Below are 26,732 nucleotides of genomic sequence, written 5' to 3'. Positions count from 1 at the left end.
CCGGGTTCGGGTTCTATCTGACCCATTGAGCTTTTTGGTATTGGGCCTGCTGCGCAGTCCAGCGGGGGCAAGCCCCCTCGCCACAAAAGCCCCTGACCACAAAAGCCCCCTCACCATAAAGCTGGCTCCCACAGCGGATCGGCGTTATTCCAGTGGCATCACGGTGACCCGTACCTCGGGATCATGATTGCCACCACCCAGAATCACCCCCCGTAACGGCGACACATCGGAAAAGTCCCGGCCCCAGGCCAGGGTGATGTGTTCCAGCGCCGGTTGCACGTTGTTGGTCGGATCAAAGTCCACCCAGCCCTGTACCGGACAAAACACCGAGACCCAGGCATGGGACGCGTCGGCGCCGATCAATCGTGGCTGGCCCGGTGGTGGCTGGGTCAGCAGGTAGCCGCTGATATAGCGTGCCGCCAGCCCCCGGGAACGTACGCAGGCCAGCATCAGGTGAGCGAAGTCCTGACAGACTCCGCGGCGGCGCTCCAGCACTTCCACCAGTGGTGTTGCCACCTGGGTCGCTTCGGCATCGAAAGTGAATTCGCTGAAGATTTTCTCCATGAGGGCCTGCACACCCAGCAATAACGGCCTGCCCGCCGGAAAACAACTTTCCGAGAATTCGACGAAATTCCTCTTTAGATGCACATAGGGTGATTCGAACCGGTACCGGCAGGCCTCGAGCAGTTCGGGGGAAAGTGCCTGGCCGCTGTAGGTCAGCACTCTGCGCGTTTCTTCCCACGCCGGGGACAGGTGGAAATCCGCTATCTGTCGGGGCAGCACTTCGATCGTCAGGCTGGCATTGACCAGCAACTCATCATGGGGACGCTCGAATGCCAGCCTCGTCACTGGATTACCGAACACATCCAGTTCATCACGGCGCGAAGTGGGATCCGGGCTGATCTGCAACTGCTGGTTGACGCAGTGCTGCCAGGCACAAGGCCGTGGCCATAAATGGGCCAGTTGTTGGGCGAGGGACACCGGACTGTCATAGTGATAATGGGTGTCGTGGAAAATCTGGTAGCGGGCACTCATCACACAGACACCGTACGTTGACTGACATCATCGACATGCGCGAAATGCCGCAACGCGAGACGATCCGATACGTGTCCACTGGCGTCGGCAATCTCTTGCAGCAACCCCGCCAGCCCGTCTATGGCAGCCCGGACGCTGGCATCGCCGAACAATGAGTGTTCCAGACAGCCCAGGTCGAAGCGCGCCAGCCGCTCCACCAGGGCTGGCAGCACCGCTTCGCGCGCAGCGCCAAAGTCATCGTTCAAGCGCTTGACCGTACGGGTCACCAGTTTCAACTGGAACAGCACCGCGTGCGGGTTTTCTTCGTCCAGCAGCAACAGGTCGAACACCGGGATCAATTGCGCCACTGCCAGGTACCGCGAGCGGTAGGTAATGCTGCTGTTACCCAGTTCCAGCAGCCACTCCAGACTGGATTGATCGAAGGCCCCGGCACCACGCAGGAACGCCGCCAGGCTGGCGCAGAGAAATTGCAGTCGCTCGATTCGCCGGCCAATCATCAGGAAACGCCAGCCCTCATCCCGGGTCATGTCATCCAGGGCAAAACCGGACAGTGCCGCCAAAGACATCACCAGGCGGTTGAGAAAATCCAGCAACTCGCCGAAATCCGGGTCTTCAGCTTCCAACTCGAGGGCGTCGCGTTGCAACTCTACCAGCGCCTGCCAGTTTTCCCGCGAGAGCTTGCCGCGCACCTGAGAGGCGGCCCACTGCAGACGTTGCAGATTGGTGCGCAGGCTGAACGGCCAGTCATCACCGAGTAACGCCACCAGCAAGCGTTCCGGCAGCTCGCCTTCATCGGGTAACAACATCAGCCGTTCGCTGAGCTCGACCGCCGACTGCAGGGCTTGCGGGTCATCGCCATCGACATAGCGCGTCAGCATGATGCGCAGCAACCGCGCGCTGTCGTCGCAGCGTTCGCAATAACGGCCGAACCAGTACAGGTTTTCCACCACCCGCGAGGGCAGGTACGGATCGCGCCGCACCAGATCGCGTACACCGATGTTGCGCTGGGCTTTCCACTGTTCACCGCTGGGTGGGCGATCACCGAGCACCCAAGTGTCCTTGCTTGCGCCTGCGCGTTGCATCGACACCACTTCGGCATCCGCCTGGGCGGCGACCCGGGTCAAGCCACCGGGCAAGACTCGATAGCCCTCGCGGCTGGCCACCGCATACGCGCGCATGCCAATGGCACGTGGTTGCAGTTGACCGTCTTCAGCTTGCCAGATCGGCGCCAGGGATAACTGCGCGAGTTCTTGCGCAACATAAGCGTATGGCCGCGCCTGCATGCGCTTGGCGAGGGATTGACGCTGCTCTTCACTTAAATCACGGCCAAAAACCGGGGAAAAGCTCTGGGACGCAAACGCCGGTTTGATCAGCAGCTCCGGAAGTTTTTCAAGCGCCTGGGCCAGCACCGGTGCTTCACCGCACCACCACGTGGCGATGGAAGGCAGGATCAATTCTTCGCCGAACAGGAACTGGTTGATCCTGGGCAGGAAACCGAGCAGTCCCGGCGACTCCAGCACACCGCTGCCGAGGGCATTGGCCACCAGCACCCGCCCCTGTCGCACGGCTTCGAGCAGGCCGGGCACGCCGAGTGCCGAGTCGGTGCGCAACTCCAGGGGGTCGCAGAAGTCGTCGTCGAGCCGGCGCATGATCGCGTGGACCCGGCGCAACCCGCTCAGTGTTTTCAGGTAGACCGTGGCATCGCGCACCGTCAGGTCACCACCTTCGACCAGCGGATAACCGAGCTGCCGCGCCAGATAGAGATGTTCGAAATAGCTCTCGTTGAAGCGCCCCGGCGTCAGCAGCACCACCAAAGGCGCATCAGAATCGCCCGGAGCCTGTCGTGCCAGGGTTTCCTGCAACGTCCGGAAAAATCCGGCCAGGTGCTGCACCTTCAAGTCACGGTAGAGCTCAGGAAAGGCTCGGGACACGATGGTGCGGTTTTCCAGCGCATAACCGGCGCCCGACGGTGCCTGGGTCCGGTCCGCCGTGACCCACCAGCGGCCATCGGGGGTGCGCGCCAGATCGACTGCATACAGGTGCAGAAAAGCGCCATCCGGCGGCTTGATACCCTGACAGGGCCAGAGGAAGTTGTTGTGGCCGAAGACCAGCTCGGCCGGCAACAGGCCTTCAGCGATCAAACGTTGCGGACCGTACAGATCGGCCAGAACCGCATTGAGCAGCCGCGCCCGCTGCGCAATACCGGCGGACAACTGCCCCCATTCATCAGCGGCAATCACATGGGGCAGCAGATCCAGTTCCCACGGCCGGTCAGCGCCCTTGGGGTCGGCATAGACGTTGTAGGTCACGCCGTTTTCCTGGATCTGCCGGGTCAGCAGTGCCTGACGCTGCACCAGTTGCGCCGGCGTGCTGCGCTGCAATTGCTCAAACAGACGTCGCCAGTGCGCACGCACGGCGCCACTGTCGTCGAGCAGTTCGTGATAGGTGCCCGCTGTCAGCGGGTAGCGGTCTAGCAGGTCAGGCATGGAGTGCTCGGCAGACAGCAATGAACAGTCAGACTAACGCAGGCTCATGACGCCCGGATAGACGAAAAATCCGGACGTCGCGTACGGTCTAAAAACGTCGTAAATCGAGGGTCAGCGGTAGCTCGTCGTTGATTTCAACGTTCGGTATCGCCAGTTTTCCTGGCGTATGTCCGATGCGGAAGAAACGTGCCATCCGCCGGCTCTCGGCTTCGTTGGCGTTCACCGGCAAGCTGTCGTAGTTGCGTCCGCCCGGGTGGGCAACGTGGTACTGACAGCCACCCAGCGAACGCTGCATCCAGGTATCGACCAGGTCGAACACCAAAGGCGCGTGGACCGGTATGGTCGGTTGCAGACAGTTGGCCGGCTGCCAGGCGCGAAAACGCACGCCCGCGACAAATTCGCCGACCCGCCCGGTTGGTTGCAGCGGCACGGGTTTGCCGTTGCAAGTCAGCAGATAACGCTGGGGCGGCAGGCCGCTGAGCTTTACCTGCACACGTTCAAGGGATGAATCCACATAACGCACCGTGCCACCGACCGCGCCCTCCTCGCCCAGCACATGCCAGGGTTCAAGCGCCTGACGCAACTCCAGCGCAATACCATTGACGGCGTAATCGCCAACCTTGGGAAAGCGGAATTCCAGGTGCGCTGCAAACCACTCGGCCCGCACGGGATAACCGGCGGCGTTGAGATCAACGATGACGTCGGCGAAATCTTGCTCGATAAAGTGTGGCAACAGGAAGCGGTCGTGCAGCTCCGTGCCCCAGCGCGCCAGCTTCGCCGGCGCATAAGGCTCGCGCCAGAACCGTGCGACCAGCGCCCGCAACAACAACTGCTGAGCCAGGCTCATGCGAGCATGGGGCGGCATCTCAAAGGCACGCAACTCAAGCAAACCGAGGCGCCCGGTCGCGCCGTCCGGTGAATAGAGCTTGTCGATACAGAACTCGGCGCGATGGGTGTTGCCCGTCACGTCGATCAGCAGGTTACGCAGCAACCGGTCGACCAGCCACGGCGGGCATTCCTCCCCCGGCTCAGGCATCTGGGCGAAGGCAATCTCCAGTTCGTACAAGGCATCGTTACGCGCCTCATCGACACGCGGCGCCTGGGACGTCGGGCCGATGAACAGGCCGGAGAACAGGTAGGACAAAGACGGATGGTTGTGCCAGTAGCTGATCAGGCTGCGCAGCAAGTCCGGCCGGCGCAGAAACGGCGAGTCCGCCGGCGTCGCACCACCCAATACGAAATGGTTACCGCCGCCGGTGCCGGTGTGACGCCCGTCGATCATGAATTTCTCGGTGGTCAGTCGGGTCTGGCGCGCTTGTTCATAGAGGAACTCAGTGCGATCGACCAACTCGTCCCACGTGGCGGACGGCTGTACGTTGACCTCGATCACACCAGGATCGGGGGTGATACGGAAATTGCTCAGGCGCGGGTCGCTCGGCGGCTCGTAGCCTTCCAGCAACACCGGGCAATGCAGCTCTTCAGCGGTGGCTTCGATCGCAGCGACCAATTCGAGGTAATCCTCAGCCCGTTCCAGCGGTGGCATGAACAGGTACAGGCGCCCTTCGCGCGCTTCGGCGCAGAAGGCAGTGCGGGTCAGCCAGTCGGCGGACTCGTCGATTTTTGGCACCCGGTCTTCGGTAACGGCTGCTGATCCCTGATTCTGAGATTGCGTGGTATCCGGAAGTGGCGGGAAGTCCTGATTCGGGTCTTGCGGGTGGATGAACGGATACTCCGCCGCTTTTACCCACGGCTGCGAAGCCAGTGGCAAGCGATAGCCCAACGGCGAATCCCCAGGCACCAGGCGACAGTGTTCGTCGCGCAGATACCAGCGACCGCTTTGCCAGTGATCACCCTTGGCGGTACGCGCCAATGGCAGGACCTGGCCAATGACCTTGTCCAGCCCCTGACTGAAGACTTTACGCAAACGCGCGCGCTCCAGCGGTTCCTCCAGGCGGGAGTCTTCGGCGCTGACGTTTTGTGGCAATGCTCCCTCGCGCCAGAGGTAATAGAAATTGTCTTCGTAGGCCGGGAACACAAACCGTGTCGGAATTTTCAGGCGTTCGGCGACACTCGCCAGAAAACGCCCGGCCAGCTCGCCATCGGCACCGTAGTCCTGTTGCTCATCGGCAATCAGTGCGCCGTTTGTCCAGATCGGCACACCATCGCGGCGCCAATAGCAATTGAGCGACCAGCGCGGCAGTTGCTCACCGGGGTACCACTTACCCTGGCCGAAGTGCACCAGACCCTGGGGTGCATAACGCCGGCGCATGCGCTGGAACAACTCGGCAGACAGGCGACGCTTGTCCGGGCCCAGTGCGGCGGTGTTCCACTCGGCGCCGTCCGGATCATCGATGGAGACGAAGGTAGGTTCACCGCCCATGGTCAGGCGGACATCACCTTTCAGGAGATCGGCATCGATCTGCCGGCCCAGGGACTGGATCGCCAGCCACTGTTCTTCGCTGTAGGGTTTGGTGACCCTTGGCGCTTCCCAGATCCGCTCCACCGACATTTCGTGGCTGAACTCGCATTCGCAGGGCTCCACCAGGCCACTGATCGGTGCCGCTGAGGACGGATCGGGACTACAGGCCAACGGGATATGCCCTTCACCGGCAAACAGCCCGGATGTCGCGTCCAGGCCGATCCAGCCGGCACCGGGTAAATACACCTCACACCAGGCGTGCAAATCGGTGAAGTCGACTTCAGTACCGGACGGTCCGTCGAGGCTTTTGACATCGGCCGTCAGCTGGATCAGGTAACCGGAGACAAAACGCGCCGCCAGCCCGAGATTGCGTAGCAGTTGCACCAGCAACCACGCCGAATCGCGGCAAGAGCCGGAAGCTTGAGTGAGGGTATGTTCAGGCGTTTGCACGCCCGGTTCCATGCGGATCAGATAATCGATGTCTTCGCTCAGACGCTGGTTGAGCGCCACCAGGAAATCCACCGCCGGCAGCGGCGTGCGATCGATGCCGTCCAGGTAGGCCTGGAATTTCGGCGTCAGTGGCAAGGTTTCCAGGTAGGGCGCCAGTTCCTTGCGCTCGTCTGCGGCGTAAGTGAACGGGATTTTTTCCGCATAAGGTTCGAGGAAGAAATCGAACGGGTTGAAGATCGCCATCTCCGCCAGCAGATCCACCTCGATCCGCAGTTCATCGGTTTTTTCCGGAAACACCAGACGCGCCAGGTAGTTGCCCTGGGGGTCCTGCTGCCAGTTGATGAAGTGTTGCTCGGGCGACACTTTCAGCGCATAGGACAGAATCCGCGTGCGACTGTGGGCCGCCGGGCGCAGACGAACGATCTGCGGGCCAAGCTCGACGGAGCGGTCGTAGCGATAGTGCGTGACATGGTGCAATGCGACATGAATCGACACGGCGTGCCTCCTGCGAGCCTTAAGCGTATCGGAAAGCGCGCAAGACTTATGCCATCCAGTGGTGCTGGCGCGTTCTCCGGTTGCTGAAGGCAGTACAGCACCAAAACCGGGCGATGCGGGGAATTGGTTTGAGGCAGTTGCACGTTAATGTGGCGAAGGGTTGGCTGCGGGGGCTTCGGACTTTGCGTCCGGCTTGAGTCTGCTCCCTCACCCTAGCCCTCTCCCAGAGGGAGAGGGGACTGACCGAGTGGTCTGGTCGATATACTGCGACCTGAGGGATCAAGTCGAACTCAGGCTACGAAAAGCATGGAGATGAACTCTCCTGGTCGAAAACCTGCGACCTGAGAACTCAAGTCGAACTCAGGTTCCGAAAGGCATGGAGATCGGCTCTCCTGGTCGAAAACCTACGACCTGAGAGCTCAAGTCGAACTCAGGTTCCGAAAGGCATGGAGATCGGCTCCCTTTCCCCCTCGCCCCCTTGGGGGAGAGGGCTGGGGTGAGGGGGAAGGCGGTCAGCGCGGTACTACTGGCTTGCGCGCAGGCTTGGGGCCTTTGCCCTTGGCTGCATCCTTGCGCTCCTTGGCCGCCTGCTGATTGCGGGCAAATGCCGCCGCCTTGGCCTGTTCGCGCTTGTCCCACGGGTTACTGCCATCGCTGGCGCGCGGAGGCAAGCCAGTGTTCTGGGTCAGGATTTTGGTGGTCTTTTCCCCGGTAACCTTATGGCTGCCGGCCGGCGTCGAGTTCTTGCGACGGGCGCTCTGGTAGCTGTCAGTGGACGGCTGGTGCAGCGGGATCAACTGGTTCTTGCCCGGCCCGATCAAATCGGCACGGCCCATGCGGGTCAGCGCTTCACGCAGCATCGGCCAGCCCTTCGGATCGTGATAACGCAGGAACGCCTTGTGCAGACGGCGCTGCTCTTCACTCTTGACGATAGTCACGCCGTCACTCTTGTAGGTGACCTTGCGCAGCGGGTTCTTGCCCGAGTGGTACATCGCGGTGGCGGTGGCCATCGGCGACGGGTAGAACGCCTGCACCTGGTCGGCACGGAAACCATTGCCCTTGAGCCACAGGGCCAGGTTCATCATGTCTTCGTCAGTAGTACCCGGGTGGGCCGCGATGAAGTACGGAATCAGGTACTGCTCCTTGCCCGCTTCCTTGGTGTACTTCTCGAACATGCGCTTGAACTTGTCATAGCTGCCGATGCCCGGCTTCATCATCTGGTTGAGCGGACCTTCCTCGGTATGTTCCGGGGCGATCTTCAGGTAACCACCGACGTGGTGAGTCACCAGCTCCTTGACGTATTCCGGCGACTCGACCGCGAGGTCATAGCGCAGGCCGGAAGCAATCAGGATCTTCTTCACACCCGGCAAGGCACGGGCGCTGCGATAAAGCTGGATCAGCGACGAGTGGTCCGTGTTCAGGTTCGGGCAGATGCCCGGGAACACGCAGGACGGCTTGCGACACGCAGATTCGATTTCCGGCGTCTTGCAGGCGATGCGGTACATGTTCGCGGTCGGGCCGCCGAGGTCGGAAATAACGCCGGTAAAACCCGGCACCTTGTCACGAATCTCTTCGATTTCGCGAATGATCGACTCTTCGGAACGGTTCTGGATGATCCGCCCTTCGTGCTCGGTGATCGAGCAGAAAGTACAGCCACCGAAACAGCCACGCATGATGTTCACCGAGAAACGGATCATCTCGTAGGCCGGAATCTTTTCCTTGCCGTAAGCCGGGTGCGGTACACGCGCATAAGGCATGCCGAACACGTAGTCCATTTCTTCGGTGGTCATCGGAATCGGCGGCGGGTTGAACCAGACGTCGACTTCGCCATGCTTCTGCACCAGCGCACGGGCATTGCCCGGGTTGGTTTCCAGGTGCAGCACGCGGTTGGCGTGGGCGTACAGCACCGCGTCACCGCGGACTTTCTCGACCGATGGCAGACGAATCACGGTCTTGTCGCGGGTCATCTTCGGGCTGGCCAGGATCTGCACGACCTTGGCTTCGCTCGGATCGTCGACCGGCCCCTTCTCCTGCTCAATAGCGCAGGCCTGGGTGTCCTGGGTGTTCACATACGGATTGATGATCTTGTCGATCTTGCCCGGACGGTCGATACGCGTGGAGTCGACTTCGTACCAGTCCTTGGGTGTATCACGACGGATGAACGCGGTGCCGCGCACGTCGGTGATGTCTTCGATCTTGTGGCCAAACGACAGACGCTGGGCGACTTCGACAATCGCCCGCTCGGCGTTGCCGTAGAGCAGGATGTCGGCGCAGGCGTCGATCAGGATCGAGTTGCGTACCCGGTCCTGCCAGTAATCGTAGTGCGCAATGCGGCGAAGGGAGGCCTCGATGCCACCGAGGACGATCGGCACATTCTTGTAGGCTTCCTTGCAACGCTGGCTGTACACCAGGCTGGCACGATCCGGACGTTTGCCCGCCATGCCGCCCGGGGTATAAGCGTCGTCGGAACGGATTTTCTTGTCGGCGGTGTAACGGTTGATCATCGAGTCCATGTTGCCGGCCGCGACACCGAAGAACAGGTTCGGCTCACCGAGCTTCATGAAGTCGTCTTTGGACTGCCAGTTAGGCTGGGCAATGATCCCGACGCGGAAGCCCTGGGACTCCAGCAGCCGGCCGATGATTGCCATGCCGAACGACGGATGATCGACGTAGGCATCACCAGTGACGATGATGATGTCGCAGGAATCCCAGCCGAGCTGATCCATCTCCTCCCTGCTCATGGGCAGGAATGGCGCTGGCCCGAAACATTCGGCCCAGTACTTGGGATAGTCAAATAACGGCTTGGCTGCTTGCATGTCGATAACCGGTGTTGGCTTTCATTGAATTTCGCGGGCGCGGAATATAGCACAAATTTTGACCAATTCCGACGGCTGTGGTCGGAAATTGGTGGGAGCTACTTCAGTGCAAATTCCACAGACCAATTAAATACCTGTGGCGAGGGGGCTTGCCCCCGTTCGGCTGCGAAGCAGTCGTCAATGGCTTAACAGAGGGAAAACAGGGGCCGCTTCGCAGCCCAGCGGGGGGCAAGCCCCCTCGCCACAGAGGCCCTGCATCAACAGTTATTCGTCATCATCGAAGTTATAGCTACCCGGCGCCAGGTTTTCGAATCGGGTGTACTTACCGATAAAGGCCAGGCGGATAAAGCCGATCGGGCCGTTCCGCTGCTTGCCGATGATGATTTCGGCGATGCCTTTATGCTCGGTCTCCGGGTGATACACCTCGTCCCGGTACACGAACATGATGACGTCGGCGTCCTGCTCGATCGCTCCGGATTCCCTGAGGTCGGAGTTGATCGGGCGTTTGTTCGGCCGCTGCTCGAGGGAACGGTTGAGCTGGGACAGTGCCACCACCGGGCAGTTGAATTCCTTGGCCAGGGCCTTCAAGGAACGCGAGATTTCAGAAATCTCGTTGGTTCGGTTGTCGCCGCCGGAACCTGGAATCTGCATCAACTGAAGGTAGTCGATCATGATCAGGCCGATCTCACCGTGCTCACGCGCCAGACGCCGGGTACGCGCACGCATTTCCGACGGGCTGATACCGGCGGTGTCGTCGATGAACAGCTTGCGGTCATTGAGGAGGTTGACCGCCGAGGTCAGGCGCGGCCAGTCGTCATCTTCCAACTGACCGGAACGCACCTTGGTCTGGTCGATCCGGCCGAGAGACGACAGCATACGCATGACCAGCGATTCGCCTGGCATCTCGAGGGAATACACCAGAACTGCCTTGTCGCTGCGCAGGACGGCGTTTTCCACCAGGTTCATCGCGAAGGTGGTTTTACCCATCGATGGACGACCGGCGACGATGATCAGGTCAGCCGGCTGCAGGCCGCTGGTCTTCTCATCAAGGTCGGTATAGCCAGTGGACAGACCGGTAATGGCGTTGTCAGTGTTGAACAGCGTGTCGATGCGATCGATGGCCTTGGTCAGCAGATCGTTCACGCCCACCGGGCCACCGGTTTTCGGCCGGGCCTCGGCAATCGCGAAGATCTGACGCTCGGCTTCGTCGAGGATCTCCTCGGCGGTGCGACCTTCCGGGTTGAAGGCGCTGTCGGCGATCTCGGTGCTGATGCCGATCAGTTGGCGCAATGTCGCGCGCTGGCGGACGATCTGCGCATAGGCCTTGATGTTGGCGACAGACGGAGTGTTTTTCGCCAGTTCACCGAGATAACCGAGGCCGCCGACCTGCGAGGTCTGACCTTCCTTGTCCAGTTGTTCGGACAGGGTCACAACGTCGATCGGGGAGTTCTGATCGGCCAGTTTGGCGATAGCACGGAATATCAGACGGTGGTCATGTCGATAGAAATCGCCGTCGGAGACTTGATCGAGCACGCGTTCCCAGGCGTTGTTGTCCAGCATCAGACCACCGAGTACGGCCTGTTCGGCCTCGATGGAATGTGGCGGTACCTTCAGCGCGGCGGTTTGCAGATCGTATTGCTCGGGAGCGGAGATTTCGTTCATGGCCACTTGGAATCAGGATGTAGAAACGGGGATGCCAGAAAGACAAAGGGCACGACCTGTAAACAGGATCGTGCCCGATGTTACCGGCAAGCACCCGCGGGTGCCAGCCGACAGGTGTTGCTTAAGCTGCTACCACGACAACGCGTACGGTGGCTTCAACTTCGGCGTGCAGGTGCACGGCCACGTCGAATTCACCTACGTTGCGGATGGTGCCGTTCGGCAGACGAACTTCGCTTTTTGCAACTTCAACGCCAGAGGCGGTCAGTGCATCAGCGATGTCGTGAGTACCGATCGAACCGAACAGCTTGCCTTCGTCGCCAGCGGTGGCAGTGATGGTCACTTCCAGCTCGGCCAGTTGGGCAGCGCGGCTTTCAGCCGACGTTTTACGGTCTGCTGCAGCTTTTTCCAGCTCAGCGCGACGCTCTTCGAACGCAGCCAGGTTGGCTGGGGTCGCAGCGGTAGCTTTGCCGTAAGGCAGCAGGTAGTTACGACCGTAACCAGCCTTAACGTTCACTTTGTCACCCAGGTTGCCCAGGTTGGTGACTTTTTCCAGAAGGATCAGTTGCATGTGAAAATCCTCTTAACTTTTAACCTTCACCGTTCGCGTTATCGGCGTCTTTCGGCGCCAGACGACCGCGAAAATCAATCAGGCTGTCGACGATGGCCAGGACCACCAGCAACGGATAGATCAGCTGCATGAACAGCAACAGCGTTACGTACAACCCCACCAGCCAGAACCTGGCCAGTCGCTTTTGCGCCACCAGCCCGTGAATCAGGGCCAGCCCGGCGAACACCAGCGGTACGCTGCACAACGGCGTCAACATGGCCATCTGCGGACCGAAGTTCGGCCCCAGAAGCATGCACGCCAGCAGCAACATCGCCGGCACAAGCGAGATACGGATGGCGCGAAACTCGCGACCGAATCCACCCGGGTTGTACAACAACGCCTGCCAGTAGCGCCCGACAAGCAGGCTCAACAAGCTGACGATTTGCAACAAGGCCGCAATAAGGCCGGTCAGGACTGGTGCAATCAGGGACGCAAAATGCGCTTGCTCGTCTACCGACAACTTCTGGTAGACATCACCAAGTAGCGACGGCATGACTTTTATCAAAGCCTGCGCCAGCATCTCGATTTGGGGAGCAAAAGCTGTCCCCAGCACCACTGCAAACACCACTCCCATCGCTATGCTGACCAGCAGCACGCGGTTCCAGGACTCGCTTGCGCGCAAAACCAACGCAAGGCTCGCAGACCCCAGCAGCACCAGAAGTGCCCGTGGGTCGTCGGAGTAAAGCCACCAGATCAATGCCGGCAGCAGTCCCAGAGCAAGAACGCCGAGGGCGTCCTTCAATCCGCGCCGCAGGAGCACGAGGCATCCAGCGGCAGCACCCAACCAATACAACAGCGGCAATGCCGCGCATCCAGCCACTACGAGAGTGGCCTGCATACGGCCCCGCATGATGAACTCAGCTAAGGCACGCATACATTCAATCCTTTGCTACGTGTCGACTGCCCGGTCTCAGCGGCCGTGGCTGTCGGTGTAGGCCAGCAGGGCCAGGAAGCGGGCGCGCTTGATAGCGGTGGCCAGCTGACGCTGATAACGAGCTTTGGTACCGGTGATACGGCTTGGAACAATTTTGCCGGTCTCGGATACGTAGGCTTTCAGAGTGTTGAGATCTTTGTAATCGATCTCTTTCACGTCTTCAGCGGTGAAGCGGCAGAATTTACGACGACGGAAGAAACGTGCCATTTGATAGGCTCCTTAAAAGGTCCGTGGATTACTCGTCAGCGTTATCGCTGTTGTCGCTGTCATCACTGTCAGCGCTTTCAGCGCCTTCGTGCTCAGGACGGTCGCGACGCTCACGGCGCTCACTGCGGTTTTCTTCAGCCTTGAGCATCTCGGATTGGCCGGTAACGGCTTCTTCGCGACGGATGACCAGGTTACGGATCACTGCATCGTTGTAGCGGAAGTTGTCTTCCAGCTCGGCCAGGGCCTTGCCAGTGCACTCAACGTTCAGCATCACGTAGTGAGCCTTGTGAACATTGTTGATTGCGTAGGCCAGTTGACGACGGCCCCAATCTTCCAGACGGTGGATTTTGCCGCCGTCTTCTTCGATCAGCTTGGTGTAACGCTCAACCATGCCGCCGACTTGCTCGCTTTGATCCGGGTGGACCAAAAAGATGATTTCGTAATGACGCATGAATGCTCCTTACGGGTTGTAGCCTGCCGCTCAAAAGCGGTCAGACAAGGAGTGAATGACACTTATGGACTTGCGGACGCTAGACACATGGGTGCCTGCCATCACAGCAAGGGGCGCAATTGTAGAGAAGGGACGCGGGAGGCGCAAGGTAATTGGTGATTATTTGAACAATCACCTATCTTTGCCCTTGCACAAAACCAATGTGGGAGCGGGCTTGCTGGCGAATGCGGTATCACATCCAGCATTTTCGCTGAATGACACTCCGTTTTCGCGAGCAAGCCCGCTCCCACATTTTGATCGCGTACGACTCAAGCCTTTTTGGCAGCAGCCTTGGCCTTGACGCTGCGCTGGCGCTGCGCTTCGAACAGGCAGACACCGGTTGCAACAGAAACGTTGAGACTGCTGACGCTGCCGGCCATCGGCAGGTTGACCAAGTAGTCGCAATGCTCGCGGGTCAGGCGACGCATGCCTTTTCCTTCGGCTCCCATGATCAGGATGGTCGGGCCGGTCAGATCCTGGTCATACAGGCTGACCTCAGCTTCACCGGCCGTACCGACAACCCACAAGCCGCGCTGCTGGAGTTTTTCCAGGGTGCGCGCCAGGTTGGTCACGGCAACCAGCGGAATCACTTCCGCTGCACCGCAGGCGATTTTTCGTACAACCGGAGTCAGGGTTGCCGACTTGTCCTTCGGTACGATCACTGCCAGCGCGCCCGCCGCATCGGCCGAACGCAGGCAGGCACCGAGGTTATGCGGATCGGTCACGCCGTCGAGCACCAGCAACAATGGCGCGCCGTCAGTACGATCGAGCAACTCGTCGAGCATCGCCTCGCCCCACACCTGACTCGGGCTCACTTCCGCGACCACACCCTGGTGCACGCCTTCAACCCAAGCGTCCATTTCACGGCGCTCGGCCTGGCCGACCTGGACCCGGTTTTCATTGGCCAACTCAATCAGCGTCTGGACACGAGGGTCATTGCGGCCTTCGGCCAGCCAGATCTGCTTGACGCGTTTGGGGTGATGACGCAGCAACGCTTCGACAGCGTGTACGCCATAAATCTTTTCCAACTGACTCATGACTTGGCCTTAGGTTTACGCGCCCCGCCACTCTTGGCTGGAGCCGAGCCCGCTTTTGGCGGGCCTTTACGGTGCTTGCTCGGTTTGGCTGGTTTGCCGCCGACAGCCTTGTCAGGCGCCGACCGGCTGGTCTTTCCCCCAGACGCCGCTTTACCGCCGCTTTTCGCGCCGGCGAGCAACGCCTGCTTCATTTCACGACTCTTGCGCACTTCAGCGTTTTTCGCTGCTGCATCGCTTGGGCGATAAGCCTCGGCGGCCTTTTCCTTGGCAGGACGACGACCGGTTTTTGCCGGTGCCGGCTCTGCTGCGGTTTTAGCTGCCGGTGCTGCGGTTTCGGCGCCGCGTTTTTTGCGGCCGATTGGCGCGCTGATGGTCTTTTCAGCCATCTCGAAGTCGATCTTGCGTTCGTCGAGGTCGACGCGCATGACCCGCACTTCCACGGTATCACCCAGACGGAAGCTGCGCCCGGTACGCTCACCGGCCAGGCGGTGGTGTACTGGGTCGAAGTGGTAGTAATCGCCCGGCAGCGCGGTGACATGCACCAGGCCTTCGACGTAGATGTCGGTCAGCTCGACGAACAAGCCAAAACCGGTCACTGCGGTAATCACCCCCGGGAACGACTCGCCCACGCGATCTTTCATGAACTCGCACTTGAGCCAGTTCACCACGTCACGGGTCGCTTCGTCGGCACGGCGCTCGCTCATCGAGCATTGCTCGCCGAGTTGCTCCAGGGCCGCTTCGTCGTACGGATAGATACGCGCCTTCGGGATGGTCATCGCACCGGCACGGCGAACGTGCGGGGTGTCCTGTTTCGAATGGATGACGCTGCGGATCGCCCGATGCGTGAGCAAGTCCGGGTAACGGCGGATCGGCGAGGTGAAGTGCGTGTAAGCCTCGTAATTCAGGCCGAAGTGGCCCTGGTTATCGGCGCTGTACACCGCCTGGCTCAACGAGCGCAGCATCACGGTCTGGATCAGGTGGAAATCCGGACGATCCTTGATACCGGCCAGCAGTGCCTGATAGTCCTTTGGCGACGGGCCATCCTTGCCTTTGTGCAGGGACAGGCCGAGCTCGCCGAGGAAGGCGCGCAGTTTTTCCAGACGCTCCGGTGGCGGGCCATCGTGCACGCGATACAGCGCAGGAATTTCGTGCTTTTTCAGGAATTCGGCGGTGGCCACGTTGGCCGCCAGCATGCATTCTTCGATCAGCTTGTGAGCATCGTTGCGCACGGTCGGGCGAATTTCCGCGATCTTGCGCTCGGTACCGAAGATGATCCGGGTTTCCTGGGTTTCGAAGTCGATCGCGCCACGCACATGACGCGCAGCCAGCAGCACCTTGTACAGCGAGTACAGTTGCTTGAGGTGCGGCACGACGTCGGTGTATTCGCCACGCAGCTTGCGCGCTTCGGTGGCTTTCGGCGTTTCCAGCATGGCGCTGACCTTGTTGTAGGTCAGGCGGGCATGGGAGTGAATCACCGCTTCGTAGAAGCAGTAATCGGTCATTTCGCCGGATTTGGAGATGGTCATCTCGCAAACCATGGCCAGGCGGTCAACCTGCGGATTGAGCGAGCACAGACCGTTGGACAACTGCTCGGGCAGCATCGGGATCACGCGCTCGGGGAAGTACACCGAGTTACCGCGAACCTGGGCTTCGTTGTCCAGCGCGGAGCCGAGCTTGACGTAGCTGGAGACGTCGGCGATGGCCACGTACAACTTCCAGCCGCCAGAGAACAGGCGCAGCTTGCCTGGACGGGCTTCGCAGTAGACCGCGTCATCGAAGTCGCGGGCATCTTCGCCGTCGATGGTGACGAACGGCAGATGGCGCAGGTCGATGCGTTTCTCTTTGTCTTTCTCTTCGACTTCCGGCTTGAGCTTGCCGGCTTCCTTGAGTACAGCTTCCGGCCAGACGTGAGGAATGTCATACGTACGCAGGGCGACATCGATTTCCATGCCCGGCGCCATGTAGTTACCCACGACTTCGACCACGTCGCCTTGCGGCTGGAAGCGTGGCGTCGGCCAGTGGGTAATTTTCACTTCGACGAACTGACCGATCTGCGCGTTGGCATTGCGGCCCGGTGTCACCAGCACTTCCTGCTGGATCTTCGGGTTATCGGCAACCACGAAGCCGATACCGCCTTCTTCGAAGTAACGGCCGACGATGGTCTCGTGGGCACGGGATACCACCTCGACGATCATGCCTTCGCGGCGACCACGACGGTCCAGGCCGGAAACCCGCGCCAGGGCACGGTCGCCATCGAACACCAGGCGCATTTGCGCCGGGCTCATGAACAGGTCATCACTGCCGTCGTCCGGCACCAGGAAGCCGAAGCCATCGCGGTGACCGCTGATGCGGCCCAGGATCAGGTCGAGCTTGTCCACCGGCGCATAAGTGCCGCGACGGGTGTAGATGAGTTGAGCATCGCGCTCCATGGCGCGCAGGCGGCGGCGCAGGGCTTCGATCTGGTCTTCTGTGGTCAGACCAAACTCTTCGACCAGTTGCTCGCGGTTAGCAGGCGAACCCCGATCAGCAAGGTGCTGAAGGATCAGTTCGCGGCTAGGAATAGGGTTTTCGTATTTTTCCGCTTCACGAGCGGCCTCGGGATCGAGGGACTGCCAATCGGCCATTAGAGAGTTTTCACCTTGTCTATATGCGGGTTAGTTTGGCATAGGCGTAATGAAACGGGAAATTTCAGGCTCCGAGAGCCCTTCTAAAGCCCTTTATCGACACTGCAACGCTGATTTGAAGACCGCTGGCGAAATTTTTCAGGTTTTTTTGATCTCAGGGGTTTACAGTCAAAAAGACCCTCCGTATAGTGCGCGCCATCGACGACGGAGACGTTGCCGATACTGCCCAGATGGTGAAATTGGTAGACACGCCAGCTTCAGGTGCTGGTGACCGCAAGGTCGTGGAAGTTCGAGTCTTCTTCTGGGCACCAATTTCGAGCTTGAGATTAGATCAATTTCAAGGCTCACACAAAAACCCGCGAAAGCGGGTTTTTTGCATTCTGAACATCTGATTTAATAATTTTAAAATCAGGGGTTTACAGATCAAAAGACCCTCCGTATAGTGCGCCACATCAACAGCGGCAACGCTGAAGATGAATGCCCAGATGGTGAAATTGGTAGACACGCCAGCTTCAGGTGCTGGTGACCGCAAGGTCGTGGAAGTTCGAGTCTTCTTCTGGGCACCAATTCAAATTCAAGGTTTCGGCCTTGAGTTTCACAGAAACCCGCGAAAGCGGGTTTTTGCGTTTCCGGGGTTCATCTGTGGCATCACCCCTCTTTTGTTTGCGCCGGACAAGCCAGATGCCAAGGCATCAGCGCTGCCGACATCGCCTTCGCGAGCAAGCCCGCCCCCACATTTAATCGTATTGCACTCGATTCAATGTGGGGGCGGGCTTGCTCGCGAAGGCGTCAGGTCGGGCAAGAGATAATCTAAGCCCGGAACTGCCCCAGGCTCGCTTTCAACTGCGCTGCCAGCCCATCCAGCACCTTGCCACTGGCCGTCGTCTCCACAACAGCCTTGGCAGCCTTCTCGGCCTGCGCATGAATGGTCTCGACCCGGCCACGTACCGCTTGAGCGCCCTGCGCCTGGTGCGCGGCAGCCTGGGTCGCCAGGCCGATTGCCGCGTGCACCTGCTCGACCGACGCCTGCACCGACTGCTGCAACCGCGAACTGTCTCGCAACACCAGCAAACCTTCGTTGGCCTGACGCCCGGCCTGACCGATTGCCGCAACCGCCTCACGCGCGCCCTGCTGCAAGGCAACGATGTGCGCCTGGATATCGCCGGTGGAGCTTTGCGTCTTGCTCGCCAGTGCCCGCACCTCATCAGCCACCACCGCAAACCCGCGCCCGGTCTCGCCAGCCCGCGCCGCCTCGATGGCCGCGTTGAGCGCCAGCAGATTGGTCTGCTCGGCAATTCCGTGGATCACCGTGAGCACCACCTCGATTTGCTGACTTTGCTGCGCCAGGCGTTCGATGACCTGCGCACCGGTATTGACTTGGCCGGCGAGCTCCTCGATCAGACTGCCGACTTTCGCCGAGGTCCGGGTGTTTTCGTCGGTAGCCTGACGAATTTCCACGACCTGCTTCAACGCTGCCTGCATGGCATGACTTTCCGATTGCGCCTCATCGGCCATTTGCGACAAGGCACGCAAACTTTCCGCCACCTCATCACGCTGCATGCCTGCCGCAGCATCAGCACCGGCGTTGCGCAACGTCATGGCGCCGATTTCAACCCCGGTGCGCTGGGCCACATCGCCCGCCTCGCGCACGATCGGCTGCAACTTATCCACAAAACGATTGACCGCCGAGGCCATGTCGCCAATCTCGTCCTTGCTGCTGATTTTTACTCGCTTGGTCAGATCCCCCTCGCCCGCCGCCAGGTCATCCATGGCGACAATCAGCATTTTCAGGCGGTTGACCACTCGCCGCCCGAGCACCACAGCCAGCAACAGCAAGACCCCAAAGCCCACCACCGCCAGGCACACACCGATGCGCCAGCGCAAGGTGGCCGCAGCTTCCTGCACCGTGCTGGTGGTGTTGGCTTTCATTTCGGCCGCCGTGGACTGCGCCGACTGCAGGCGCGCCCCCATGGCCGCCGCACTGTCAGCCGCCGCGCCTTTGAGGCTGTCACCAACCAGTTGATCACTGCTGGCGATCAGCGCCGAGAAACGCTTGTCCAGGGCTGCAACATCAGCCTCCACCGAAGCCTTCGAGACGCCCATCAACACCTTGCCGATTTCCACACCGTTCGGGCTGATCGAAGCCTCGATGTAGAACACCGACGGATCGCTCTTCGCCGCGTCCAGCACCTTATCCAGCGCCCGCTCACCCTGGCCTTTTTCCAGCAATACCTTGTTGATCGGGTTTTCGCGATTCAGATAGCGCGTCAAATGCTGGCCGGTAGCATCGTCATACACCACGAACAACACATTGGGATTGCGCTGGGCGCGACGAGCGAATTCGGACAAGGTCGGGACATCGTTATCCCACATGGCCCGAGGTGCGACCGATGCCAAAAGCTGCGCCATATCATTGGCAGATTCCTTCAGGGCCTTTTCCAGAGTCGAACGCAATTGCGCCTGCTCTTGCTGCAATCGCGTGGACAAACCGGCGGTGAGGCGCTGACGGGTACTGGCGGAGAGACTGTCCAGACTTGACGTGACTTCACGCCCGGCCTGCTCCAGCTCACTGGCAAGCTTTTGACTGTCGGCACCCAGCCGAGCCCCCAGATCGGCTTCCAGAGCGGTCACTGTGCTCCGGGTCAGGGCAACAGCCACCAGCACCTGCACCAAAAGGGCGATACCGAGAGTAACGAACACTGGCCGCAAGAGACGGCTTTGTAACAGTGAGAGAACGGCAGACACTTAAAACCCCTCTGCTGGGCGCCATTAAATTGATGGCGCGCTGGAAGCGATGCAATAAGCAACGATTACAGCAAAGGTCATGCCGTCCTACAGGCATATACGACAAAGGCCCCGATTAAGGGGCCTTTGTTTGTTACATCAACAGCTTATCAAGCAAACGGATGACGCAGAACGATGGTTTCGTTGCGATCCGGGCCCGTCGAAATAATGTCGATCGGCGCGCCGATCAGCTCTTCGACGCGCTTGATGTAAGCACGAGCGTTAGCAGGCAGCTCTTCCAGGGTTTTGGCACCCACGGTCGACTCGGTCCAGCCCGGCACTTCTTCGTACACGGGCTGCAGGCCCACGTAGCTGTCAGCATCAGTCGGGGCAACGGCGTTGCCTTGTGCATCTTTGTAGCCGACGCAGATGTTGATGGTTTCCAGACCGTCGAGTACGTCCAGCTTGGTCAGGCAGATGCCCGAGATGCTGTTCACATCGATAGCGCGACGCAGGATAACGGCGTCGAACCAGCCGCAACGGCGAGCACGGCCGGTAGTCGCGCCGAACTCGTGACCTTGCTTGGCCAGATGCGCACCGACTTCGTCGAACAGCTCAGTCGGGAATGGACCCGAACCTACACGCGTGGTGTAAGCCTTGGTGATGCCCAGGATGTAGTCCAGGAACATCGGGCCAACACCCGAACCGGTAGCAACGCCGCCAGCGGTGGTATTGGAACTGGTCACGTACGGGTAGGTACCGTGGTCGATGTCCAGCAACGAACCCTGGGCACCTTCGAACATGATGTCTTTGCCAGCGCGACGCAGGTCGTGCAGCTCGGCAGTCACGTCCAGCATCAGCGGCTTGAGCAGCTCAGCGTATTCCTTGCACTCAGCCAGGGTCTTGTCGAATTCGATGGCTGGCTCTTTGTAGTAACCCACCAGCATGAAGTTGTGGTAATCCACCAGTTCACGCAGTTTGTCTTCAAAGCGCGGCATGTTGAGCAGGTCGCCAACACGCAGGCCGCGACGTGCAACCTTGTCTTCGTAAGCCGGGCCGATGCCGCGACCGGTGGTACCGATCTTCAGCTCGCCACGAGCCTTTTCACGGGCCTGGTCCAGCGCAACGTGGAAGGACAGGATCAGCGGGCAGGACGGGCTGATACGCAGGCGCTCACGCACCGGTACGCCTTTCTCTTCCAGCTTGATGATTTCCCGCAGCAGAGCGTCTGGTGCAACCACCACGCCGTTGCCGATCAGGCACTGCACGCCTTCGCGCAGTACGCCCGACGGGATCAGGTGCAAGACGGTTTTCTCGCCGTCGATCACCAGGGTGTGGCCTGCGTTGTGGCCGCCCTGGTAGCGCACTACGGCGGCAGCATGTTCGGTCAGCAGATCAACGATCTTGCCTTTGCCCTCATCACCCCATTGGGTGCCCAGGACTACGACATTCTTACCCATAACACTTGTCCTCATTCGCGCAAACTTGGTGCCGGCGGCAGCCGGCGGGAAAACTCAAGAAGCCAGTGGCGATACTTGCCAAAGCCCGTTCTGCTGAATCAATTGCCGGTCGCAGTCCGCTTCACGGGCGGCGGCCAAAGGTTGCCCAGGCAAAGCCTGAACGACACGCTGACCCTCACTGCGCAACTGGCAAACCTGCTGCCAGAGTGCCGCATCCGTACTGTCAGGCATCCAGATACCGCCAGACGGTAGCTCGATCTCAGCACGCCCCAGGGTCACCAGGGTTTTCAAATCGGTAGAGAAGCCCGTTGCCGGACGGGCGCGGCCGAAGTCGGCGCCGATATCGTCGTAACGACCGCCTTGGGCGATCGACTGGCCGACACCCGGCACAAACACGGCGAATACCACGCCGGTGTGGTAGTGGTAGCCGCGCAGCTCACCCAGGTCGAAGTACAGCGGCAGCTGCGGGAAACGCACGGACAGACGCTCGGCAATTGCCAGCAAATCGTCCAGCGCCGCCAGTACCGGCGCCGGCGCATTGGCCAGGCGCTCGCGCGCGGCAGTCAGTACTTCACGACCGCCACACAGATCAACCAGGGCGCGCAACATGCCCGACAAATCGGCAGGCAGGCTTTCGGTCAAGGTAATGACTTCGTCGATAGCCTTGCGTTGCAGGGCATCGAACAACTGCTGTTCAACCTCACCGGACAAACCGGCAGCGCGGGCCAGGCCGCGGTAGATGCCAACATGTCCCAGATCCATGTGCACGTCCGGCACATCGGCCAGTTGCAGCATGGCCAGCATCAGGCTGATGACTTCAACGTCACTGCTCGGACTGCCATCGCCGTACAACTCGGCTCCCAGCTGGATCGGACTGCGCGAGGACGACAGGGCTCGCGGCTGGGCATGCAGCACGCTGCCGGCATAGCACAGGCGGCTCGGGCCTTCGCGACGCAAGGTATGCGCATCGATCCGCGCCACTTGCGGCGTAATGTCGGCACGGAAACCCATCTGCCGGCCCGATTGCGGGTCGATGACCTTGAAGGTGCGTAAATCCAGGTCCTGGCCCGCGCCGGTCAGCAGGGATTCCAGGTACTCGATATGGGGAGTCACGACAAACTCGTAACCCCAGCTCTGGAACAGATCCAACACCTGACGACGCGCAACTTCAATGCGCGCCGCCTCCGGTGGCAGTACTTCTTCGATGCCATCTGGCAGAAGCCAGCGGTCTACCGTTGCCATTACGCCTTCCCCTATCTCCGGGCGACCAGCCTGTCGGCGAGCCTTGAGTGAAGCAGAAAATGGTCGGTTTGCGCACAAACCACGCGCATGAGCGACGGAGCGAAAAGCCCTTCTACCGGCTTCGCCAACCACTTTCCTCGAAAAACTGTCGAGCCAATCGGCCCGGCATCTGCTTAAAAAAACAATCAAACATGCAGACGCAAAAAAGCCGGGGATTTCCCGGCTGCCGCATCATACACACGTTTCCCCAAAGGATCACCCCGCCAGAGGTTTTAGCCGCCCGGCGGGATGATTCAGGTCAACGTCGTATCAAGGCTTGGCTTTTTCCAGGTAATGGAAGAAGTCACTGCTTGGGTCGAGGACCATGACGTCGGATTTGTTCGCGAAGCTTTCACGGTAAGCGCGCAGGCTACGGTAGAACGCGTAGAACTCCTGGTCCTGACCGTAGGCCTTGGAGTAGATCGCAGCAGCCTGGGCATCGCCGTCACCGCGAACCTCTTCGGATTCACGATAGGCTTCAGCCAGCAGCACGCGGCGCTGACGATCGGCGTCGGCACGGATGCCTTCGGCCAACTCGTTACCCTTGGCGCGGTGCTCGCGAGCTTCACGCTCACGCTCGGTGCTCATACGCTCGAACACGCTGCGATTCACTTCTTTGGGCAGGTCGATGGTCTTGACCCGAACATCGACCACTTCGATGCCCAGCTCTTTCTCGGCCATCTTGTTCAGCGAAGCCGTAATGTCCGCCATCAGCGCATCACGTTCACCCGACACCACTTCGTGCAGGGTGCGCTTACCGAACTGGTCACGCAGACCCGATTCCAGACGACGGGACAGACGCTCGTCGGCGATCTGCTTGAGGCCGGAAGTCGCGGTGTAGAAACGCTCAGCGTCCTTCACGCGCCACTTGGCGTAGGCATCGACCATCACGGCTTTCTTTTCCAGCGTCAGGAAGCGTTGCGTCGGTGCATCCAGCGTCATCAGACGTGCGTCAAATTTACGCACCTGGTTAACGTAAGGCACTTTCACATGCAGGCCTGGCTGAACATCGGTCTGGACCACGCGACCGAACTGCAGCAACACCGCACGCTCGGTCTGAGCCACGATGTAGAAGCAGTTCCAGGCAGCGATCGCCACGACGACGCCGACAATAAGGGCGATCAGCGATTTATTGCTCATCAGCGACTCTCCCTGGTACGTGCTTGCTGTTGCTGCAGATCGGCTGCCGCACGCGCATTCGCTTCATTGCTGGTGGCTGCCGCACTGCTCACCGGGGTGCTGGTGTTGCGACCACTCTCGACCATCTTGTCCAGCGGCAAGTACAGCAGATTGCTCTGGCCGTTCTTGTTGCCGGTCACGAGAACCTTGCTGGTGTTGCTGAAGACTTCCTGCATGGTGTCCAGGTACAGACGCTGACGGGTGACTTCAGGGGCCTTGCGGTACTCGGCGACCAGCTTGGTGAAGCGGTCGGCCTCACCCTTGGCGCGCGAGACGGTTTCGTCACGGTAGCCATTGGCATCCTCGAGGATGCGCTGGGCCTGACCACGGGCTTCCGGCACGACGCCGTTGGCATAGGTTTCAGCCTGGTTGCGCGAACGCTGCTCGTCTTCACGGGCGCGGATCACGTCATCGAAGGCTTCCTGAACTTCACGCGGTGCTGCTGCGCTCTGCACGTTGACCTGGGTAACGGTGATACCGGTGCGATAGGTATCCATGAAGCGTTGCAGACGCTCCTTGATTTCGCTGGCCATCAATTCACGACCTTCGGTCAACACCTGGTCCATCGCGGTGGAACCCACCACATGGCGCAAGGCGCTGTCGGTCGCGTGCTGCAGGCTGACTTCCGGCTGATCGACGCTCAGCACGAAGTCCTGCAGGTTGCTGATCTTGTACTGCACGGTCAGCGGCACTTCGACGATGTTTTCGTCTTCAGTCAGCATCTGGCCCTGCTTGGTGTAGGCACGCTCACGCGTGACGTTCTCCATGTACTTCTTGTCGATCGGCGGGAAGTAGATATTCAGGCCCGGGCCAACGGTTTCGTAGTACTTGCCGAAGCGCAGCACCACGGCCTGCTCCTGCTCGTCGACTACATAGACCGCGCTGTACAGCCATACGGCCGCCAACACGACCAGGCCGATACCGAGCAGGCCGCCAAAGCCGCCACTCTTGCCCGGACCACCGCCGTCGTCACCACCACGTTTTTTACCACCACCGAACAACCCGTTCAGGCTTTCCTGCAGCTTTCGGAAGGCCTCGTCGAGATCCGGTGGTCCCTTGCGGTCGCCGTTGTTACGACGCTTGCCACCCCAAGGGTCCTGATTATTCGAGTTGCCACCCGGCTCATTCCAAGCCATAGCGCTCTCCATCTGATAAAGCAAAGACGCACCCACGGCGCGCCGACCAATGCTACAGAATGCCTGTCACCACGACACAACCGCTTTCTCAGGCTTTTATTGCAAAGTGTGTTGCTCGATGAATTCCATCGGCTGCAATCCTTCGCGGCTTACCAGTCGATTCAACTCGACCCGGGGCAAACGAACGGCAAGCAAACTGATGCCTTCTTCGTCGTGTTCTTCTTTTTGCACCGCACCGAGTTCGAAAAACTGCGCACGCAGTCGAGCGAATCGTTGCGGCAAGCGCAAGGTACCGATGAACAAATCACTGCCAAGCAACTCGGCAATGGCTTGTTCAAGCAATTCCAGACCCGTGCCATCACGCGCCGACAGCCAGACCCGCTGGGGCTTGCCGTTTTCGTCGCGCTGGATTTGCGGTTCAACGCCTTCAAGCAAATCGAGTTTGTTATAGACCTCGAGGATCGGCAAGTCCTGGGCACCAATCTCGCCCAGCACCACCATAACCTGCTCGATCTGCAACATGCGATCGGGTTCGGCCGCATCGATCACGTGCAACAACAGGTCGGAGTTGCTCGACTCTTCGAGAGTAGACCGAAATGCCTCGACCAGCTTGTGCGGCAAGTGGCGAATGAACCCTACAGTGTCCGCCAGGACAATCGGCCCCAAATCGTCCAGTTCCAGACGGCGCAGGGTCGGGTCCAGCGTGGCAAACAACTGGTCAGCCGCGTACACGTCGGATTTCGTCACGTTATTGAAAAGCGTGGATTTGCCGGCGTTGGTATACCCCACCAGGGACACGGTAGGGATATCCGCACGGGAGCGGCCGCGTCGCGACTGTTCGCGCTGACTGCGCACTTTCTCCAGCCGGCCCTTGATCTGCCGCAGGCGAACCCGCAGCAAACGGCGGTCGGTTTCCAGCTGGGTTTCACCCGGACCACGCATGCCGATACCACCACCCTGGCGTTCAAGGTGGGTCCAGCCTCGAACCAGCCGGGTGCTCATGTGGTCAAGCTGGGCCAGTTCTACCTGGAGCTTGCCTTCATGGGTACGGGCGCGCTGGGCGAAAATATCGAGAATCAGACCGGTACGGTCGATCACGCGACACTCGAAAACACGTTCGAGGTTACGTTCCTGACTGGGCGTGAGGATGTGATTGAAAATCACCAGATCGGCCTCTTCGGCCTTGACCAGGTCGCGCAGTTCCTCGACCTTGCCGCTGCCGATCAGGAATTTGGCGGTTGGCCGATGACGCGGCACGTTAAAAAACGCAACGGTCTCGGCGCCAGCCGAATTAGCCAACTCCTGAAACTCCTGCGGATCTTCGCGCGCCTCAGGGTCCTGTCCATCCAAGTGAACGAGAATGACTCGCTCACCACCACCGTGGCGCTCAAAGAACAAAGGAGACTCCTATCAGGCGTTACCTGGCTCAGCGTCACCAGCTTCGGATTCGGTTGCGCTTGGCAGACGAATTGGACGAACCGGTACCACTGTAGAGATAGCGTGCTTGTAGACCATCTGGCTTACGGTGTTTTTCAGCAGGATAACGAACTGGTCGAAGGACTCGATCGTGCCTTGCAGTTTGATACCGTTGACCAGGTAGATGGAAACCCCAACTTTCTCTTTACGTAAAGTATTCAAGTAAGGGTCTTGTAGCGAATGCCCTTTTGACATGTGCCGCACTCCTTTAAGG

The 26,732-nt window shown here is 60.0% G+C and carries 18 protein-coding genes and 2 tRNA genes; 2 read left to right on the top strand and 18 right to left on the bottom strand.

Annotated features, from left to right (window positions below; translation table 11 throughout):
• Positions 1–144: 144 nt before the first annotated feature.
• The 11 genes from ASE98_RS18440 to rnr all read right to left on the bottom strand — a co-directional run bounded on the left by ASE98_RS18440 (position 145) and on the right by rnr (position 17,262).
• Positions 145–1,035, bottom strand: coding sequence for a transglutaminase family protein (locus ASE98_RS18440; protein WP_060542755.1), 891 nt, complete (start codon positions 1,033–1,035; stop codon positions 145–147).
• Complete coding sequence (locus tag ASE98_RS18435; RefSeq protein ID WP_060542936.1) at positions 1,035–3,521, bottom strand: circularly permuted type 2 ATP-grasp protein; 2,487 nt, start codon at positions 3,519–3,521, stop codon at positions 1,035–1,037. Before ASE98_RS18435 ends, ASE98_RS18440 begins: the two co-directional genes overlap by 1 nt.
• A gap of 88 nt (positions 3,522–3,609) precedes the next feature.
• On the bottom strand, positions 3,610–6,885 hold the full coding sequence (locus ASE98_RS18430) for a transglutaminase family protein (protein ID WP_060542754.1): 3,276 nt from the start codon (positions 6,883–6,885) through the stop codon (positions 3,610–3,612).
• 512 nt (positions 6,886–7,397) lie between these two features.
• Positions 7,398–9,701: a YgiQ family radical SAM protein gene (locus ASE98_RS18425; RefSeq protein WP_060542753.1), complete on the bottom strand. Its 2,304-nt coding sequence runs from the start codon at positions 9,699–9,701 to the stop codon at positions 7,398–7,400.
• 264 nt (positions 9,702–9,965) lie between these two features.
• Complete coding sequence (gene dnaB / locus ASE98_RS18420; RefSeq protein WP_060542752.1) at positions 9,966–11,363, bottom strand: replicative DNA helicase; 1,398 nt, start codon at positions 11,361–11,363, stop codon at positions 9,966–9,968.
• A gap of 121 nt (positions 11,364–11,484) precedes the next feature.
• Positions 11,485–11,931, bottom strand: coding sequence for a 50S ribosomal protein L9 (rplI, locus tag ASE98_RS18415; protein WP_008035347.1), 447 nt, complete (start codon positions 11,929–11,931; stop codon positions 11,485–11,487).
• A 19-nt stretch (positions 11,932–11,950) separates the two neighbouring features.
• On the bottom strand, positions 11,951–12,844 hold the full coding sequence (locus tag ASE98_RS18410) for a hypothetical protein (RefSeq protein ID WP_060542751.1): 894 nt from the start codon (positions 12,842–12,844) through the stop codon (positions 11,951–11,953).
• Positions 12,845–12,880: 36 nt separating this feature from the next.
• The gene (gene rpsR / locus ASE98_RS18405) at positions 12,881–13,111 is read right to left on the bottom strand and encodes a 30S ribosomal protein S18 (protein ID WP_002551829.1); all 231 of its coding nucleotides are present in this window, start codon (positions 13,109–13,111) and stop codon (positions 12,881–12,883) included.
• Positions 13,112–13,139: 28 nt separating this feature from the next.
• Positions 13,140–13,562 carry a 30S ribosomal protein S6 gene (gene rpsF / locus ASE98_RS18400; RefSeq protein ID WP_003217491.1) on the bottom strand — a complete coding sequence of 141 codons (423 nt, stop codon included), beginning with the start codon at positions 13,560–13,562 and terminating at the stop codon, positions 13,140–13,142.
• Positions 13,563–13,870: 308 nt separating this feature from the next.
• Complete coding sequence (gene rlmB, locus ASE98_RS18395; protein ID WP_060542750.1) at positions 13,871–14,638, bottom strand: 23S rRNA (guanosine(2251)-2'-O)-methyltransferase RlmB; 768 nt, start codon at positions 14,636–14,638, stop codon at positions 13,871–13,873.
• The gene (gene rnr / locus ASE98_RS18390) at positions 14,635–17,262 is read right to left on the bottom strand and encodes a ribonuclease R (RefSeq protein ID WP_060542749.1); all 2,628 of its coding nucleotides are present in this window, start codon (positions 17,260–17,262) and stop codon (positions 14,635–14,637) included. Before rnr ends, rlmB begins: the two co-directional genes overlap by 4 nt.
• A gap of 224 nt (positions 17,263–17,486) precedes the next feature.
• Here rnr and ASE98_RS18385 point away from each other — a divergent pair.
• Positions 17,487–17,573: transfer RNA gene (locus ASE98_RS18385), tRNA-Leu, on the top strand.
• 168 nt (positions 17,574–17,741) lie between these two features.
• Positions 17,742–17,828: transfer RNA gene (locus ASE98_RS18380), tRNA-Leu, on the top strand.
• 244 nt (positions 17,829–18,072) lie between these two features.
• Here ASE98_RS18380 and ASE98_RS18375 read toward each other — a convergent pair.
• From ASE98_RS18375 to hfq, 7 genes are all read right to left on the bottom strand, one after another.
• Positions 18,073–20,007 (bottom strand): methyl-accepting chemotaxis protein, encoded by a 1,935-nt coding sequence (locus tag ASE98_RS18375; protein ID WP_060542748.1) that lies wholly within the window; start codon positions 20,005–20,007, stop codon positions 18,073–18,075.
• Positions 20,008–20,156: 149 nt separating this feature from the next.
• Positions 20,157–21,446, bottom strand: a complete 1,290-nt coding sequence (locus tag ASE98_RS18370; protein ID WP_060542747.1) for an adenylosuccinate synthase — start codon at positions 21,444–21,446, stop codon at positions 20,157–20,159.
• A gap of 54 nt (positions 21,447–21,500) precedes the next feature.
• Positions 21,501–22,688, bottom strand: a complete 1,188-nt coding sequence (locus ASE98_RS18365; RefSeq protein WP_060542746.1) for an ATP phosphoribosyltransferase regulatory subunit — start codon at positions 22,686–22,688, stop codon at positions 21,501–21,503.
• Positions 22,689–22,997: 309 nt separating this feature from the next.
• On the bottom strand, positions 22,998–23,867 hold the full coding sequence (hflC, locus tag ASE98_RS18360; protein ID WP_046039827.1) for a protease modulator HflC: 870 nt from the start codon (positions 23,865–23,867) through the stop codon (positions 22,998–23,000).
• Positions 23,867–25,042, bottom strand: coding sequence for an FtsH protease activity modulator HflK (gene hflK, locus ASE98_RS18355; RefSeq protein ID WP_060542745.1), 1,176 nt, complete (start codon positions 25,040–25,042; stop codon positions 23,867–23,869). The genes hflC and hflK overlap by 1 nt, the downstream gene beginning before the upstream one ends.
• Positions 25,043–25,138: 96 nt before the next feature.
• Positions 25,139–26,440, bottom strand: a complete 1,302-nt coding sequence (hflX, locus tag ASE98_RS18350) for a ribosome rescue GTPase HflX (RefSeq protein ID WP_060542744.1) — start codon at positions 26,438–26,440, stop codon at positions 25,139–25,141.
• 12 nt (positions 26,441–26,452) lie between these two features.
• Positions 26,453–26,713 (bottom strand): RNA chaperone Hfq, encoded by a 261-nt coding sequence (gene hfq / locus ASE98_RS18345; RefSeq protein ID WP_007902656.1) that lies wholly within the window; start codon positions 26,711–26,713, stop codon positions 26,453–26,455.
• Positions 26,714–26,732: the final 19 nt, after the last annotated feature.

The organism is Pseudomonas sp. Leaf48, from assembly GCF_001421885.1.
Taxonomy (GTDB): Bacteria; Pseudomonadota; Gammaproteobacteria; order Pseudomonadales; family Pseudomonadaceae; genus Aquipseudomonas.
This window is presented reverse-complemented; position numbering and strand designations above follow the sequence as displayed.